At 60.1% G+C, this 16,726-nt stretch carries 11 protein-coding genes; 4 read left to right on the plus strand and 7 right to left on the minus strand.

The annotated features are described in order from the left end of the window. Positions 1-245 precede the first annotated feature (245 nt). Positions 246-3,092 carry a valine--tRNA ligase gene (locus BMY73_RS22915; protein ID WP_092409987.1) on the plus strand — a complete coding sequence of 949 codons (2,847 nt, stop codon included), beginning with the start codon at positions 246-248 and terminating at the stop codon, positions 3,090-3,092. Positions 3,093-3,262: 170 nt separating this feature from the next. Next, a complete protein-coding gene (rlmF, locus tag BMY73_RS22920) occupies positions 3,263-4,288 on the plus strand; it encodes a 23S rRNA (adenine(1618)-N(6))-methyltransferase RlmF (RefSeq protein ID WP_092409989.1) in 1,026 nt (341 codons plus the stop codon). A gap of 98 nt (positions 4,289-4,386) precedes the next feature. On the opposite strand, the gene BMY73_RS22925 is transcribed toward rlmF, so the two are convergent. Then, positions 4,387-4,668 carry an HU family DNA-binding protein gene (locus BMY73_RS22925; protein ID WP_062391072.1) on the minus strand — a complete coding sequence of 94 codons (282 nt, stop codon included), beginning with the start codon at positions 4,666-4,668 and terminating at the stop codon, positions 4,387-4,389. Positions 4,669-5,021: 353 nt separating this feature from the next. Here BMY73_RS22925 and yejK point away from each other — a divergent pair, with 353 nt between their 5' ends. Beyond that, positions 5,022-6,023 carry a nucleoid-associated protein YejK gene (gene yejK, locus BMY73_RS22935; RefSeq protein WP_062391071.1) on the plus strand — a complete coding sequence of 334 codons (1,002 nt, stop codon included), beginning with the start codon at positions 5,022-5,024 and terminating at the stop codon, positions 6,021-6,023. A gap of 4 nt (positions 6,024-6,027) precedes the next feature. Then, entirely contained in the window at positions 6,028-6,378 is a 351-nt protein-coding gene (locus tag BMY73_RS22940; RefSeq protein WP_092409993.1) for a glutaredoxin family protein, read from the plus strand. An 11-nt stretch (positions 6,379-6,389) separates the two neighbouring features. On the opposite strand, the gene BMY73_RS22945 is transcribed toward BMY73_RS22940, so the two are convergent. From BMY73_RS22945 to BMY73_RS22970, 6 genes are all read right to left on the minus strand, one after another. Then, positions 6,390-7,376 carry a DUF2599 domain-containing protein gene (locus tag BMY73_RS22945; RefSeq protein WP_092409995.1) on the minus strand — a complete coding sequence of 329 codons (987 nt, stop codon included), beginning with the start codon at positions 7,374-7,376 and terminating at the stop codon, positions 6,390-6,392. A 278-nt stretch (positions 7,377-7,654) separates the two neighbouring features. After that, entirely contained in the window at positions 7,655-8,587 is a 933-nt protein-coding gene (locus tag BMY73_RS22950; protein WP_062391068.1) for a glutathione S-transferase family protein, read from the minus strand. A gap of 64 nt (positions 8,588-8,651) precedes the next feature. Continuing rightward, positions 8,652-8,984 (minus strand): GIY-YIG nuclease family protein, encoded by a 333-nt coding sequence (locus tag BMY73_RS22955; RefSeq protein ID WP_082061013.1) that lies wholly within the window; start codon positions 8,982-8,984, stop codon positions 8,652-8,654. 83 nt (positions 8,985-9,067) lie between these two features. Beyond that, positions 9,068-14,488 (minus strand): NEL-type E3 ubiquitin ligase domain-containing protein, encoded by a 5,421-nt coding sequence (locus BMY73_RS22960; RefSeq protein WP_371914997.1) that lies wholly within the window; start codon positions 14,486-14,488, stop codon positions 9,068-9,070. Between the two features lie 134 nt (positions 14,489-14,622). After that, positions 14,623-15,108: a nuclear transport factor 2 family protein gene (locus tag BMY73_RS22965; RefSeq protein ID WP_092409997.1), complete on the minus strand. Its 486-nt coding sequence runs from the start codon at positions 15,106-15,108 to the stop codon at positions 14,623-14,625. A gap of 86 nt (positions 15,109-15,194) precedes the next feature. Then, positions 15,195-16,490 (minus strand): CynX/NimT family MFS transporter, encoded by a 1,296-nt coding sequence (locus tag BMY73_RS22970; protein ID WP_092409999.1) that lies wholly within the window; start codon positions 16,488-16,490, stop codon positions 15,195-15,197. Positions 16,491-16,726: the final 236 nt, after the last annotated feature.

The following is a 16,726-nucleotide window of genomic DNA, read 5'->3' on the forward strand; positions in this document are numbered from 1 at the left end:
CAGCAAGACCTGTGCATGCGGTGTAGCAGGTACAACCGAGTCGCCTGATTTTGCTGCCGCTGCGCGCCAGATCGCGAGCAAGCTTGCTCCCACGGCCTTCGGCCAGAATCAATAGCCGCGAACCGCCCATAAACCGAAGCACCGCCACTCATAAGCTGCGGCTTACAGCGTGTAGCTTGCAGCTGCCGTGAAAAGCTATACTTCCCGGCTTTTCCGACTGAAAGCAGATCAGGTTCCCGCCGCGCATGGACAAGACCTACCAGCCGCACGCCATCGAAACTTCCTGGTACCAGACCTGGGAAGCCGAGAATTATTTCGCTCCGCAAGGCGCGGGCGACTCGTACACCATCATGATTCCGCCGCCGAACGTCACCGGCAGCCTGCACATGGGCCACGGTTTCAACAACGCGATCATGGATGCCTTGATCCGTTTCCGCCGCATGCAGGGCCGCAACACGCTGTGGCAGCCGGGCACCGACCACGCGGGTATCGCGACTCAGATGCTGGTCGAGCGTCAGCTCGAAGCACAGGGTCAGAACCGTCACGATCTGGGTCGCGAGAAATTCCTGGAGAAAGTCTGGGAGTGGAAGGATCAGTCCGGTGGCAACATCAGCCGTCAGATTCGCCGTCTGGGATCGTCGGTCGACTGGAGCCGTGAACGCTTCACCATGGACGACGGCTTGTCCGAGGCGGTCAAGGAAGCTTTCGTGCGTCTGCATGAAGACGGCCTGATCTACCGCGGCAAGCGTCTGGTCAACTGGGACACCAAGCTGCACACCGCGATCTCCGACCTCGAAGTGGAAAACCATGACGAGAAAGGCCATCTGTGGAACCTGCGCTACCCATTGGCAGACGGCGCCAGGACCGCAGAAGGTCTGGATTACCTGATCGTCGCCACGACCCGCCCGGAAACCATGCTCGGTGACGCCGCCGTTGCGGTGAACCCTTCGGACGAGCGCTACAAGGCGCTGATCGGCAAGTTCGTCGAGCTGCCACTGGTGGGTCGTCGCATCCCGATCATCGCGGACGATTACTGCGACCCGGAATTCGGCACCGGTTGCGTGAAGATCACCCCGGCGCATGATTTCAACGACTATGAAGTCGGCAAGCGCCACAATCTGCCGCTGCTGAACATCTTCGACAAGAACGCCCACGTACTGGCCGCCGCTCAGGTGTTCAACCTCGACGGCACGCTGAACGAGTCCATCGACGGCACCTTGCCTGCCGAGTATGCAGGCCTGGACCGCTTTGAAGCACGCAAGCAGATTGTCGAGGCGTTCGAGGCGGCTGGCCTGCTGGTCAGCGTCGACGACCACGCCCTGAAAGTCCCGAAAGGCGACCGCTCCGGCACCATCATCGAACCGTGGCTGACCGACCAGTGGTACGTTTCGACCAAACCGCTGGCCGAACCTGCCATCGCCGCCGTCGAAGACGGGCGCATCGCGTTCGTGCCTAAACAGTACGAAAACATGTACTTCTCCTGGATGCGCGACATTCAGGACTGGTGCATCAGCCGTCAGCTCTGGTGGGGCCACCGCATTCCGGCCTGGTACGACGAGTCGGGCAAGGTGTACGTAGGTCGCGACGAAGCCGAAGTACGCGCCAAGCACAACCTCGGTCCAGACGTTGCGCTGCAGCAGGACAACGACGTACTCGACACCTGGTTCAGTTCAGGCCTGTGGACCTTCTCCACCCTGGGCTGGCCCGAGCAGACCGACTTCCTGAAGACCTTCCACCCGACCGACGTGCTGGTCACCGGCTTCGACATCATTTTCTTCTGGGTTGCCCGGATGATCATGCTCACCATGCATTTGGTGAAGAACGAAGACGGTACTCCGCAGGTTCCGTTCAAGACCGTTTATGTACACGGTCTGGTGCGCGACGGTCAGGGTCAGAAGATGTCCAAGTCCAAAGGCAACGTCCTGGACCCACTGGACATCATCGACGGCATCGAGCTGGAAGCGCTGGTGCAGAAGCGCACCTCGGGCATGATGCAGCCCAAGCTGGCGAAGAAGATCGAGAAACAGACCCGCGACGAATTCGCCGACGGTATCGCCAGTTATGGCACCGATGCCCTGCGCTTCACCTTCTGCTCGCTGGCCTCTACCGGTCGTGACATCAAGTTCGACATGGGCCGCGTCGAGGGCTATCGCAACTTCTGCAACAAGATCTGGAACGCCGCACGCTATGTGCTGGACAAGGGCGAGGACTGCGGCCAGAACGGCGAAGCCTTCGAGCTGTCGTTGCCGGATCGCTGGATCATTTCGCAATTGCAGCGCACCGAAGCCGAAGTGACTCGTCAGTTGGACCAGTTCCGTTTCGACCTCGCCGCGCAGGTGCTGTACGAGTTCATCTGGAACCAGTACTGCGACTGGTACCTGGAACTCTCCAAACCTGTGCTGTGGGACGAAAACGCGCCGGTCGAACGTCAGCGCGGCACCCGTCGCACGCTGGTTCGCGTTCTGGAAGTGGCGCTGCGTCTGGCGCATCCGTTCATGCCATTCATCACCGAAGAAATCTGGCAGCGCCTGGCGCCGCTGGCCGGGATCGAAGGCAAGACCATCATGCTGCAACCGTGGCCGGTGGCGAACGAGTCGCGCATCGATGCGGCTGCCGAAGGCGATATCGAGTGGCTCAAAGGTGTCATGCTCGGCGTGCGTAATATTCGCGGCGAGATGAACATCGGCCCGGGCAAGCCGCTGCAGTTGTTCCTCAAGAACGTCGGCGCTGAAGACCAGCGTCGCCTGACCGAGAACGAGCACCTGCTCAAGAAGCTGGCCAAGATCGAATCGTTCACGGTACTGGAGGCAGGCGCCGAAGCACCGCTGTCGGCGACTGCACTGGTCGGCGAGATGGAAGTGCTGGTGCCGATGGCCGGCCTGATCGACAAGGGCGCCGAGCTGGCGCGTCTGGACAAGGAAATCCAGCGCCTGCAAGGCGAAGTGCAACGCGTGGGCGGCAAGCTGTCCAACGCCGCGTTCGTCGACAAAGCCCCGGCTGAAGTCATCGCCAAGGAACGCGCCAAGCTGACCGAGGCCGAACAGGCGCTGGCCAAGCTGGCTGAACAGCATGCTCGAATCTCCAGTTTGTAAATGATTGGCCCGGCCAGCCTGGAACACAGGCTGGCTGGTTTCCACGAACCCTGTAGGAGCGCGCTTGCCGCGATTGCTAGATGTCTGCGCCGTTGTTGGTGGCTGACACACCGCAATCGCGGGCAAGCGCGCTCCTACAGGGTTTTGTGTTTTGACCGGAAACCTGCGCAATGAACAAACCCGAGTCACCCAAACCGCCACGCAAGAAGCCCAGACCGCCGCAGGCAAAACCATCTGCCGAGCCGCGTGAAAAGGCCAGCCTGCACCCGCGCAATCGCCATCAGGGCCATTACGACTTTCCACGCCTGATAAAGGGCAGCCCGGAGCTGGGCGCGTTCGTGATCACCAACCCGTACGGCAAAGAAAGCATCGACTTCGCCAACCCCGCCGCCGTGCGGGTGTTTAACCGAGCATTGCTCAAGGCCTTCTACGGCATCGCGCATTGGGACATCCCGGCGGATTACCTGTGTCCGCCGATTCCAGGTCGCGCCGATTACGTGCATTTTCTGGCCGACCTGCTGGCCGAACACAACGAAGGCGTGATTCCCCGTGGAGCGGCGATCAAGGCGCTGGACGTCGGCACCGGGGCCAACTGCGTGTATCCGTTGATCGGCCACAGCGATTACGGCTGGCACTTTGTAGGGTCAGACGTCGATCAAATCGCGTTGGCGTCGGCGACCACCATCGTCAAGGCAAACCACCTGGGCAAGGCCATCAGCCTGCGCCAGCAACACAATCGCAAGCTTATCCTCACCGACCTGTTGCACGCCGACGAGCGCTTCGACGTGAGCCTGTGCAACCCGCCTTTCCACGCCTCGGCGGAAGAAGCCTTGCGCGGCAGCCAGCGCAAATGGCGCGCGCTGGGCAAGGCCGATCCAAAGCGCAAACTGCCCGTGCTGAATTTCGGCGGTCAAGCGGCCGAGTTGTGGTGTGAAGGGGGCGAATCACGTTTCGTGACGCAATTGATCAACGAGAGCGCACTGATGCCGGATCAGGTGCTGTGGTTCAGCACACTGGTGTCCAAGGCCTCCAATCTGCCGTTGATTCAAAGCACGCTGAAGAAAGTCGGTGCCGTTGAGAGCAGGGTCGTGGAGATGTCCCAGGGCCAGAAACAGAGCCGTTTCGTCGCCTGGACGTTTCAGGACAAAGTACAACAAGCGGCATGGCGTGCTGAGCGCTGGAGCACCGCTAAATGACGCCAGACGCAGCGCGTTCACACCGCTAATTCCCGGGCACAAAAAAACCGTGTCCGGATCGCTCCGTCACACGGTTTCTCTTACAAGCAGCGTTTTGCTTACTTGTTGACCGAGTCAGTCAGCACTTTGGCTGGAACGAACTTGACCACTTTCTTGGCGGCGATTTCGATGGCAGCGCCAGTCGAAGGGTTGCGGCCGGTGCGAGCAGGACGCTCGGTGACTTTCAGCTTGCCGATGCCTGGCAGAGTGATTTCACTACCGGATTCCAGTTGGTCAGCGACGATTTGGCCCAATTGGTCGAGAGCGTTGCGCGCAGTGGTTTTTGGCGCGTCGATAGCTTCTGCGATATCGGCGATCAATTGGTCTTTAGTCAGAGCCATGGTGGTGTTCCTTCCCTATCAAATTCATATGGTTTGCAGAGTGTGTACGGACGCGAAATGTAGATACCGAAATCGGCCTTTGGTTCGCCCGCACGCCCACAAACTGCGTGCTTGGCGCGCTTCAGTGCGCAAGACCGGGCAAAACTAGCACAGAGCCAAGCAAATATCCGCACCTACCTACCCATTTGGTCAGCTTTATCACGTCTGAGGCATAAAAAATTCGTATAAACGGGTTTTGATCAGTGTTTTCGGCCTTCCCGGGGCGATCCGGCGCTTCTCTGCGGTACACTTGCCGACTTTCGCACGGGCCCTGCCTCCACCCGTTCAGTTCCACTTCAAAGGCCGAGAATTCCATGCCGATCCGTCATGCCATCGTTCACCTGATCGACAAGAAACCCGACGGTACGCCCGCAGTCCTCCATGCTAGAGACTCCGAACTCGCCGAGTCCCAGGCCATCGAGAACATGCTGGCCGACCTCAACGAGAGCTATAACGCCAAACAAGGCAAAGCCTGGGGCTTGTTTTACCCGGAATCGGGCGCTCATCCGTTCAGCGGCTGGTTGAAGGAATACCTCGATGAGGGCAAGGACTTCACCGCGTTCAGTCGCGTGGCGGTCGAGCACCTGCAAAAGCTGATGGAAGAGTCCAACCTGTCGGTCGGCGGCCATGTGCTGTTCGCCCACTATCATCAGGGTATGACGGAGTACCTGGCCATTGCCCTGCTGCATCACAGCGAAGGCGTTGCGGTCAACGAAGCGCTGGACGTCACGCCTTCCCGACATCTGGATCTGGGCCAACTCCACCTGGCGGCGCGGATCAATATCTCGGAGTGGCAGAACAACAAGGCCTCCAAACAGTACATCTCGTTCATCAAGGGCAAGAACGGCAAGAAGGTCTCGGAGTACTTCCGTGACTTCATTGGTTGCCAGGAAGGTGTCGACGGCCCCGGCGAGACGCGCACCCTGCTCAAAGCGTTCAGTGACTTCGTCGAGAGCGAGGACCTGCCCGAAGAGTCGACCCGCGAGAAAACCAAAGCGCTGGTGGATTACGCCAGCAGCCAGAGCAAGATGGGCGAACCCATTGCGCTGGAAGAGCTCTCCGGCCTGATCGACGAAGACCGACCGCGCGCGTTTTACGAGCACATCCGCAACAAGGACTACGGCCTGTCGCCGGAAATTCCGGCCGATAAGCGCACGCTGAATCAGTTCCGCCGTTTCACCGGGCGTGCCGAGGGGCTGTCGATCAGCTTCGAAGCGCACCTGCTGGGCGACAAGATCGAATACGACGAAGAAAAAGGCACGCTGATCATCAAAGGCCTGCCGACGCAGCTCACCGACCAGTTGAAGAGGCGCTGACCGCATGCTCGTGCGTACGCTGAAGAAGTTCGTGCTGATCCTGCTGGTCGTTGTGGTGTACCAGAACTGGGGCAAGATCGAACATTTCGTCAATCCGTCCCAGGCAGTGTCGGCCCAGGCTCAGGCACACGCCAGGGTCACGCTCTACGCCACCGACTGGTGTGGCTACTGCAAACAGACGCGGCGCTTCCTGGACAGCAAAGGCATCCCTTACACCGAATACGACATCGAGAAATCCACTGAAGGACGCAAAGCGTATGAAGCGCTGGGTGGCCGTGGCATCCCCCTGATCGACGTGAACGGCACGCTGATCAGAGGGTTTTCGCCGGAAGAAATCCTGGCGGCGTTGAAATAAGCGTCGCCCACTCAGGGATTGCAAGCCGCTTCTTTGGCCCTTACTCCCTCCACGTAAAACCGGAAGGTTTCGAGGGTCCAGGTGGCTTGCTCGTTGTAGTTCAGCCGCAGACAAACGTACTGACGACGCATGGCGCCGCTGTCTATGGCCGGGTTCCATCTCCATCGTGGCCCCTGACCGTATTCACGCGTCAGCTCCGCAAACGCCAGATCAGCTTCCCACTCTGGAAACAGACGTCCGCAGTCAGTCGGTGTGATCTTCAACTGCGACCCTGACCGCTGCTTCGTGGTAGGGCTGATGTAGTCAGACCAGACAGCAGACTTGATGTACCGCGGGCAATTTCCCCATTCCCCTTGTTGCCTCGCATCGTAAACGAATCGCGGTGCGGTACTGCCGGGAACGCTCAACACCAATGCAATCACCGGAACAACGATGCCGGTCAGTTTATAGAACTCGCGCTGATCGTATTGCGCCCCCCGCAACCCGGCAAGTCTTCCTCCTATAAAGAAAAACGCCTCGATGGGCAGCGCCTTCACACTTCCCTTGCTCCAATTGTCCACCCGCAGCGCGCCTTTCTGAACGGACGTTGACGAAGATTTAATGGCAGCCTCCGTTCTGCCCTGTGGAGTTTGCCGGGCGGGGTACAGGATAAAGCCGTGATCAACTTTTTCAGGTGCCCAGGCCATTCGCGCGTCTGCGCGCAAATAGGAAACAGTGAAACCTGGTGAACGGCTGTATTTATTTGCAGCCTCTACGCTCCATGAAGCACGATCCCGGGCCTTCAAGACGCCCTTCAACAGAACCCCACTGCATTGATACACCGCGTCTGCAGGATGTTCACATCGGGAGCGCACGTCATCGAGCCGACGATTGAGGCGGTCTGCCGTTGAAGCGCCGTCGGTCTGCAGTCCTTGCGCAGCTCCGGCATCGCGCCAGTAACCTGCTGTACAGCCCATAATGGCGATCGCCAGGCCAACAGCGACACTCATCCTTTTCATGAACGCGCGCTCTTCCTTGCGGGCACTCCGGATTTACCCAATACAAAGACAAGCGCACTGCGTGGTCATCCTTGAACAGAAAAGAGAAAACGCCCTTCACGTTTAAGAATGGCATGAGGTGGAAAAAGTAAAATCGCTACTTAAATTGATTGGCAATAACCGGTCGGTCATCATCGCGGCAGGAAATAAAAACGCGGATAACCCGGTAGAGTCATGCCGCCTGGAACAGGTAACTGTTTAACTCATAAACAGTTACCCATCCTTGAACTTCAATCGAGTCAGTGATTGTTGATACGAAAACCAAAGCGGGGGAAATGTACATGCACGACACCTGCTCGCTCATCTTCACGACGCAGGATGATTTCTTCGCGGCCGTTGAATACCAACTCGCCGTGCACCGGGTTTACACCGTAATCCACGGCCGAAACACTGACCTGGTCGCCGGCCTTGAAACCATTCGGGTCGGTGAACGCTTCCTCCGGAAGTGGGGCCGGTGAGGCATTGCGGGCGATTTCGATAGCGTCTGTGGCGCTCAACTCACTGGCGGCACCATGACCAAAGCCCACCACGCGCTGATACCAGGCCAGCACCGCCGGATAGTCATCGACCAACGACGCGGTCACGGGGGTCTGTTTGAGAAACCAGAGGGTGTGCGCCACGGAAAAGTCAGCGATGGACGGAACGCCGAGCAGGAAATCACCGTTGCGTTCCAACTGGGTTTCCAGGCGGCTCATCAAGGTCGGCCACTGGTGCTGCGCCTGCTCGAGCGGAATGCGCGTCGCGGTGCCGCCGTCGAAAAAGGTGGCGCGATCGGCGACGAACGCTTTGACACTTTCGGGGGGCACCTTGGCAAACCGCACCGCCAGCGATGCGGGTTGAAACACCAGACTGACGCTGTGCAGAAACAACACGGTGTCCCCCCAGCTCGCCAGGCTCGAGGCGGTGAACTCCTGGCCTTCGGGATAAAACGTCGGCGATGTCTTTTGCGCTTCGAGGCGACGGGCGATCAGTGCGGTATCGCAGTAAACATCAGCCCCGACCTGCAACACCGGGGTTTTGCGATAGCCGCCCGTCAACGCGGTCAGGTCAGGTTTGGGCATGATCGAGGGAATCGTCACTGAACGCCACGACAGCCCTTTGAAACCGAGCATCAAGCGGGCTTTCTCGGCAAACAGCGAGGTCGGGTAATGATGAAGAATCAGCTCTGACATGCTTCGGTCCATCCGCAGGGATAAACTGCCAGCTTAGCCGCCTTGGGCGCAGCGGCCTACCCGCTCAGCCTGATGGCAGCGCATCACCCGCATGGATAAAGCTGGCTGCCAGGGCCTCTTTCGCGCTTTTGCGCAGCTTCTTGATCAAGCGTTCCTGGCGCAGCGCTTCACCCTTGTCGCGACAAGACTCGATGTAAACCAGCGCGACCGCCGGGCTCGAATAGAAAAATCGCGCCCCTTTCCCGCTCTGGTGCTTCTCGAAACGACGGTGCGGGTCGTCGCTGATGCCGCAATACAGCGCACCGTTTGCAGCCCGCACCAGATACACGAACCAGGGTTTGCTGACCTCCGTCATCAGAGGCGTTTCATGGACAGAGCAGCTAGACGAGGTCGGCATGGCTAATCGGTGCGAGGCGACAGTGAGGAAGAGCCGCGATTCTAGCAGACACTCAATCCTTCCCGTCCGCCTCTGCGGCGTGATCAGTCGCCGTATGCCAGCCCCACACGGGTGGTCAGCGTCGAGATCAACTCGGCTTCGCGCCGTTTCTGATCGTCATCCAACGCCTTGGCCCGATCCAGATACGCCTGATCCAGCTCGGGAAACTGATCTTCGAGCTGATCGCGTTCCCGTGCGAACACCTCTTTCAGTTCGTTGAAATCGCGAGCGTGGGCCTCCCGAAGCCAGTCGCGCCAGAATTCGCAGTTCGACGCCTGTTGAAGAAACTCGGCAGACGTTTCGCTCTGCAACACCTGGGCGGCCACGTCCGCCAGTTCGGTGGCGCCCAGCGCCGCCGCCTCGCGATACAACATGTTGCCCGGTGCCAGGGGTAAATCCAGAGGCTGCGCGAGTCCGACCCGGTAAGCCATCCTGACCTCTGCTTCATCACGGGCCCCGCTGTTCTGACGCGCCAGCCGGTCAAGCGCATCCAGATGGTATAGACGTCGCATCAGGCGATACAGCGTGCGCCCACGGTCGGCGTCCGGAATATCGCGCAGGGACGTGCGCGTGAATACCTGAATTTCGATCTGGTTGAATTCCAGGCGAACACCGTCTTCACAGGTTCGCTGGGTGATCGCCTCTTCTGCCATCCCGTTGAGCAGGACCCTCAGACCGGCGTCGTCAGCAGCCGCGTGCAGCACCGACCAGACGCGTGACGTCAGCGCGTCCCGGTTTCGCAAGAAGTCGGCCGAGCGCCGCAGTCGACCAATCAGGTTCAAAAAGCTGCGCGCGTCGCCTGCGGTTTCGATTGCAGTCCATGCCGCACGCTGAGCCGCCCGGGCGTCCTGATTGCCAAACAGCCAGTGATCGACCAGATCCTCCTCATCGTCGGTACTGTCGTCATCTGACTCGATGTCCATCAAGTCGTCGGGAAGGTCCATGTAGAACGAAAACGGCCGGTCCGGCCCTTCACTCAAATGGGCGGCCTCCAGTGTCTCGCGGGTCAACGGGTTTCCCGTCAGCACGACTTCACTGCGTGCGGCATGGGAGCGTGGATTGGCCAGAAGCGATGGAGGCAATTCGGTCAGCCGGTTTTCTGCCAGCGACAACGAGTAAAGGTGGTCGGGCAGCAGATCGGCCAGCCATGCAGGAATGCGTTCGAGTCCCATGCCTTCCAGCGTCAGCGACTCCCAGCGTCGAGAGACAATCGCCTGGGTGTCGATGACGTCGCTCAGACGATTGGCGCTAAGGTCGAGGTGGCGCAACTGGGGTATCCGGCAGAAAAAATCGAAAGCCGCCTGATCGATCAGCATCCCGTGCCCCGACAACTCGACTTCTCTCAGGTCCGGCAGTTCTAGCAGCGCTGCGGGTGGCGCCAATAGAGGCGGCACACACGCGCCACTGATGTCCACTGCCGTCGCGTGTGGGAAACGGCGGATGAGTGCGTTCAACCGATCAGGTGAGGCGTGGACGTTACGCAGATCCAGGCTGGTGAAAGCCTGGTAGAACGAATCGGGCAGCAAGGACGGGAATTGATCGAGGTGGATCGCGTCCAGCCTCAGGGGCAGGGAAACACGCCCGCTGGCATTGTTGCGCCATTGATCGAGCAAGCCATCGCGCAGCTCGATTCTGCCCCTCAGGCGCTCCTGCGACTGCCCGGCCGATCCACCGGCGTCGACCCAGTCAGCCAGCGTTTGCTCGATCTCTGCCTGATCCCTCAGCAAGGTATCGATGGTGGGGCGAAACTGCGGGGGAATGTACAGATCGAAGCGGAACGCAGCGCGGGGCCGCGCCTGATAAAGGCAGGCTTCGATCACCGTCCTGCGCGGCAGCAGGTTGCCTTCCAACGCAATGACAGTTGGCCTGGCGGCATCGTGCATGTTGTGAATGACGTGATCTGGAAGGTCGTAAATACGATTGTGGGCCAGTGACACCTCTCCAACATGCTCCGGGATCCACTCGTTGAGCCACATTGGCCAGCGCGTCAGTCGAGTGTTCTCCAATACCAGCCGATCAAGGTTCAACGGCGAAATGCGCACCGTCAGCGCCAGGGAATCAAGAGAGTTGCCGGTCAAGTTGAGACGCCTGAGGTGTTGCAAGCCCCTGAAATGATCGAAATCCGACACGGATATATTCAGTTGTTGACGACTCAGGTCCAGATCGCGCAGCAGTGGACAGCTTTGCGCGATCACCCTGGGGAGCGCGTTCATCGGCGCGCCGATGGGTGCAATGCCCGACGGGTTGGTCACCGCCAGTGACCGTATACGTTCGAAGCGCTGCAAGAACAGGCCGATGTGTTCGGCGTATTCGGCACTCTGGACATCACGGGGCAGCATGTAGCTGAGCGACACTTGTTCGACCCGCTCGAAGAAAAACTCGGGCAGGCGCTCGGGAAAATCCACGACGGACGAGGCAGAGATGCGCAAGACCGCTGATTCCGGCGCGCTCAGGAAGCTTGCCGCTTGCCACCACTGCAGAATCGAGTGGCCTATCCAGGTTCTGCTGTTCGCCTGCAACATACTCATGTCGGGCAGTTCAACTGAGCGCAAGGCCCACGCATCCAGATCCGAACGCAAGGCCGAGCGCTCTTGCAGCAGCACGTCCAGGCGTTGATTGAGATCGGCACTGGACGCATCAGGATGCAGCCTGCGTAAGGCCGCCAGCGCCTGGTGCGGGTTCATGTCGGCTAACTCCAGCAGCGCGATCTTGTCGAGCAAATGGTCTTCCAGCACGAACCCGGGCAACTGCCCGCGGCCGCTCAGGCCATACCCCAGCCGCCCTTTGCTCATGCGCCGGGGCAGATTGAAACGCAGTGGTTGGGTCGTCTGACCGAGCAGAGCCGCACTCTGTGCTCGATCAGCGGCGGCGATCTGCGCAAGGCGCTCATTCAATTCATCGGCTTGCCAGACATGGGGAACACCGATGGCCTGACGAAGGCCGTCCGGCAGCGCATGCAGCAGCGCGTCGCACAAATTGTCACCACCGGCAGGCTTGCTGTTGAGGTCGTTACCCTGAGTGTCGTGCGCCAGATACCCACCGTTTTCCCGGACCAGAATCTTCAACTCGGGCGCATTCACGCTTCCCAGGCTGTCGAGCAATGGACCGTTTTGACTGCCATCACGCAGTTCGATCCGGACCGTGTCGGACCATCCCGGCAGTTTGGCGAGCAATCGGAATCGCAGGGTGTCGGTGTCGGGGTTGACCACGGATTTCAAATGAAACCCTTCCAGTGCCCGGGTAAGGCGAACCTGGCGCAGGTGCCAGGCCGCCGCCTCAGCGTGGCGCAATGCAACGCGGCCGGTCGCAACGATCTGCTGCCGCTCGGCCGTTGAAGTATCGGCGATGATGTCTTCGGCAACATGCAGGGGCAATCCTGAAAAATCCCGTTGCAACAGCTGAACCATGGGATCTGTCGGCTTTTCGCTTTCACGGTACAACGCTGTGAAGCGCTCGTTCGGTGAGCTGACGAGGCCGGCACGTTGTTCTGCACGCACGCGGGCGTCCAGTTGAAACCGCTTGAGGGTGTCTCGCAGCAGGCCGGGCGGCACTGCCGACCGTTGGTGGACTTCGCGCAGCAGCGCTTCGTCGGTGCCCGTCACCGACAGGATCTGGCGTGCGGCCGCTTCGTCGAGCCCCGCCGCACTGTGCCCCAGTCGCTTGAAGAGCTTTTCCGCACCCCACTGTTGAGGATCTTCACCCGGGCATCTGAATGCCCCGACGCCGTTACGCTGCAGCGGCACCGAAAGCGGATGCCCCGGGTGCGGATGTTTGAGCGCCCACTTGTTGAGGTCGGTTTCGTGATGAAGCTCGTAGGTGCGGTCGTCGATCTGAATGAAGCGCCGCCCCTCGACTGTGGTGACGCCGTCGATGTCCGGGCTCAGATGCTCTGGCAACACCACATCGACCTGAAAGGGCGAAATATCCGGCTTCCAGAGCCGGGTCTGGCCGTTGCTCAGCTTCACCGGAATGACGCTGCCCACGAACGCGTTGCTCTTGATCGGCGGTGGTTCAGGCAAGCGTTCGCCCTCACCCGCTTTGGCCAGCGCCGTCATGAACGCCAGGTTAGCGGCAGCGCTCATCAAGTGGTCGATGCCCTGCTCGAAATCGTCGTGACTGAGGTCTTCCAGGCCGTGATACACGTCCCCGACCAGCTCGGCACCGGCATAAACCAGCAGTGCGCTGCCCAGCAACGGCACATACAGCGCCGCCACGTTGGCCAGGGTCAGCCCGAGACTGAGCCAGGCCTGAAGGCGCTTGCGGCGCGTCAGTGCGTCTTCATCTTCGGTCGGCACCACCAGAAACCGGGCATTGTCTTTCATCAGGAACATCTGCTGATTGAACATGGAGCGAAACAGATTGCCCTCGATCACGTCGAAATCGATCAGCAGTTTGGCGGCGTGGTCTGGCCGTCGCTCCCATAAACCGGTGGTGAAACGATTGCCGTCCATGGGCATCAGCGGAAACAGGTGACGGTTCAGCCGTTCGAAAAAAGCGGCCCTGTTGCGCTCGCCAATCAGGCCGGCGAAAAACGCCTGGTAATCGAGGTCCATCAGACGCGTGCGCAAGTCGTCCTCGATCGCTTCCATCGATGCGTACTCTTTCATCGGGCAGACCGGATCCTGCGGGATGTACAGGATGAAAGGCACCTGAGTGAAGGTCCACGTCCGCGCCGGATGAATGAGGGTCGCACGCGCAATGCCGTGGTCAAGCAACTTGAGGCCTTGGATCACCAATGGCTTGCCCTGAAGTGAGGGTTCGGGACGGCTCATGGCCAGATCGATCATCGCCGCGCCGAATGCCGGGCTGATCTGTTTTTTGATCACCGCCGCACGCGCATACAACTCCATGTCCGCACGGTCGTTGCTGATGAACAGCCCGCGCATGTTCTGACGCCCGACATCGGGGCCATCGCCAGGTCTGGAGGCCGGCTCCAGAATGCTCTTGAGATGATCCTGATACTTCTGCCCAAGGTTAAGGCCTCGGGTGAGGTCGACGAATTCGTCGTACTTCATCGTTTCAGGGTGGGGCAGACCGTCCGGCCCGAGGAGGCTGAACCGGTCAAACCCGCCCGTCACTGCCTCCCCTCGTTCGAAGTTGTGCATGGCGGCTTCAAGCAGCGTGTGGGTGACGGTTGAAGGGTCCGCGTGACCATGCAGGGCGATGCCGAAGAAGGTGTCCTGCGTCGGGTGGAACCGATTTCCGAAGCGGGCAGCCAGCGCCTCGGCAAACAGCGGTTTGCAGAAGGCATCAATGCCTTTAAGCGGCGCAAGCGCTTTTTTGAGCTCCCGTTTGCAGGTACGACTCAGGCGCAAGGCTTCCAGGTAAGCCTTGCGCTCAGAGGCTGACGCCTGGATGAACGCAGGCGACAGCTGCGCCTGCAGCGTTTGAAGAACGGGGTCTTGCGCGAACTGCTGACGCAGCTGTTCGGCTTTGTTTGAGAGGTTGTCCGGGGACGTGGGCACAGTCGATGTCCTATCAGCTTCAATAAAGACATCACGTAATCAGCTTTCCTGCGCCCCGCCGCGTTAACTAAATACCGCACCTGTCGACCGCGCCGGGACCGACAATCTTGCGCGATTGGCCGGTGTGCCGTTTTTCAGTGTGCGGCCTGAAACGTCTGGAGGCCTTTGTGCGCCTGGGCACGGATGGCGTTCTGCACAAAGGGTGTCCAACCCAGCAGGGCGCCCTTTGCCCCCAACGCCTGCCGCGACCAGCGCCACAGATCGAATTGATCGCGGTGCTCGCAGATCTTGCCGTCGCGAAAAACGAAGCGTGCCTGGATGTCGTTGACGACCGTGCGGCCGGTCTGGCTGAACAGGTAGGTGGCGATCCAATGCGCGCCCCCGGAACGCTCGTCGGCGTGTACCTGGTCGAAGCGGACAGAGAAGTCCCTGGCCCTGGAGGTCAGCATCCGCCACATGTCACCTGCCTGACGGCCTCGCAATTCACCAAACACGGGATCGCTGAACAGCACGTCATCGGTGTAGCACGCCACCATCGCCTCGGCATCCAGGCGATTGAAGGCGTCGTAGAATCCGAAGATCAGGTCGGTGTTGGATTGACTCTGATTGAGGTCGCTCATGCGTGGGGCATCCATGGGGAAAGATGCCTGCACGATAAGCGCCAATCGTCTCGTTTACCACGGTCATTCGCAGGAAATACCCGGATTCAGACTTTCTCGCTGGTGACGTCCACATACAACGCGCGCCCGGCCCCCATTCCCGCGAGAATGGCGCCGCCCCCGATGAGGCCGAAAATCCAGCCCACGGCGCTCCAGTTGCCGGTCCAGTCATGCACAACGCCGACGGCAAACGGCCCCAGCGACGCCAGCGTATAGCCCACGCCTTGCGCCATGCTCGAAAGGTTGGCGGCGACGTGAGAGTCGCGCGAACGCAGCACGATCAGGGTCAGCGCCAGACTGAACGTGCCGCCCTGCCCCAACCCAAGCACAACGCCCCACACCCACAGTTGGTTCAGCGGCGCGTACAGGCAGCCGTAGAGGCCCGCCAGGGTGAGCAGCATGACCAGCAGAATCGCCAGTCGCTGGTCCTTGCCCCGCGTCGCCAGCCACGGTGCGGTCAGCGAACTGAGCAACTGAACCATGATCGAGCCGGACAGCAGCAACCCGGCCTCGGTCGGCGTCAGCCCACGACCGATGAGAATCGACGGCAACCAGCCAAACACGATGTAAGCCAGCGACGATTGCAGACCCATGTACAGGGTCACTTGCCGCGCCAGACGGTCACGGAACAAGCCACGCACGCGATAGGTCACTTGATGCGGGTCATGGCGCTGACGCGTCTGCGGCCACCAGAAGAGTGCGGCGAGAACGGCCGGCACGATCCAGAAGCCCAGGCCAAGGGTCCATCTGTCTCCAAAATAATGACTGAGCGGGACGGTGGAACCGGCGGCCACGGCGGCCCCCAGACACAACGCCATGGTGTACACCCCGGTCATGGCTCCTGCCTGCCTGGCGAAGTCGCGTTTGACAATCCCCGGCAGCAGGACGCCGATAATACCGATGCTGGCACCTGACAGGAGGCTGCCCGCGAACAGACCGATTTCGCCGAATGAACTGCGCAACAGGATCCCGCATGCCAGGGTCAGCAAAATCCCCAGGACGACGCGCTCGCTGCCAAAGCGGCGCGCCAGAATCGGCGCCAGCGGCGCGAACAAGCCCAGGCACAGCACGGGCAGCGTCGTCAGCAAACCCGCCTTGGCTGCCGACAGCCCCAGGCTTTTCGACACATCGCTGAGCAGCGGCGCCATGCTCGACAACGCCGGACGCAGGTTCAGCGCCACCAACACCAACCCGAGCAACAGAAACCACGGACGTTTCAGAACCGGATGAGACTGCTGGACGTGGTCGTCATCGGCCTCCGCATCGATCAGCAGTTCTTCGATTTCATGATGTTTACAGGAACGGGACAGCGTGTCGCTCGCCAAAGGCGCCTTGGTCGTCATGGGATTCTCGTAGGGGGCAGGATGTGTAACAGCGCATTGCGCAAAAACGTAATCCTGTTGGAGTTCAGCAGAGAACACAAGTTTGGCGGAAATTGGGTACAGTTTTCATTACCCACAAGCAGACGTGCCTCACTGCAGGAGCGCGCTTGTTCTGGGCGGTATTCCGACGATGGCGGTGGGTCAGTAGCGAAAGTGATGAATGCCCCACCGCATTCGCCACCGTCGTAACCTCCGGC

The organism is Pseudomonas sp. NFACC02 (assembly GCF_900110765.1).
Lineage (GTDB): Bacteria > Pseudomonadota > Gammaproteobacteria > Pseudomonadales > Pseudomonadaceae > Aquipseudomonas.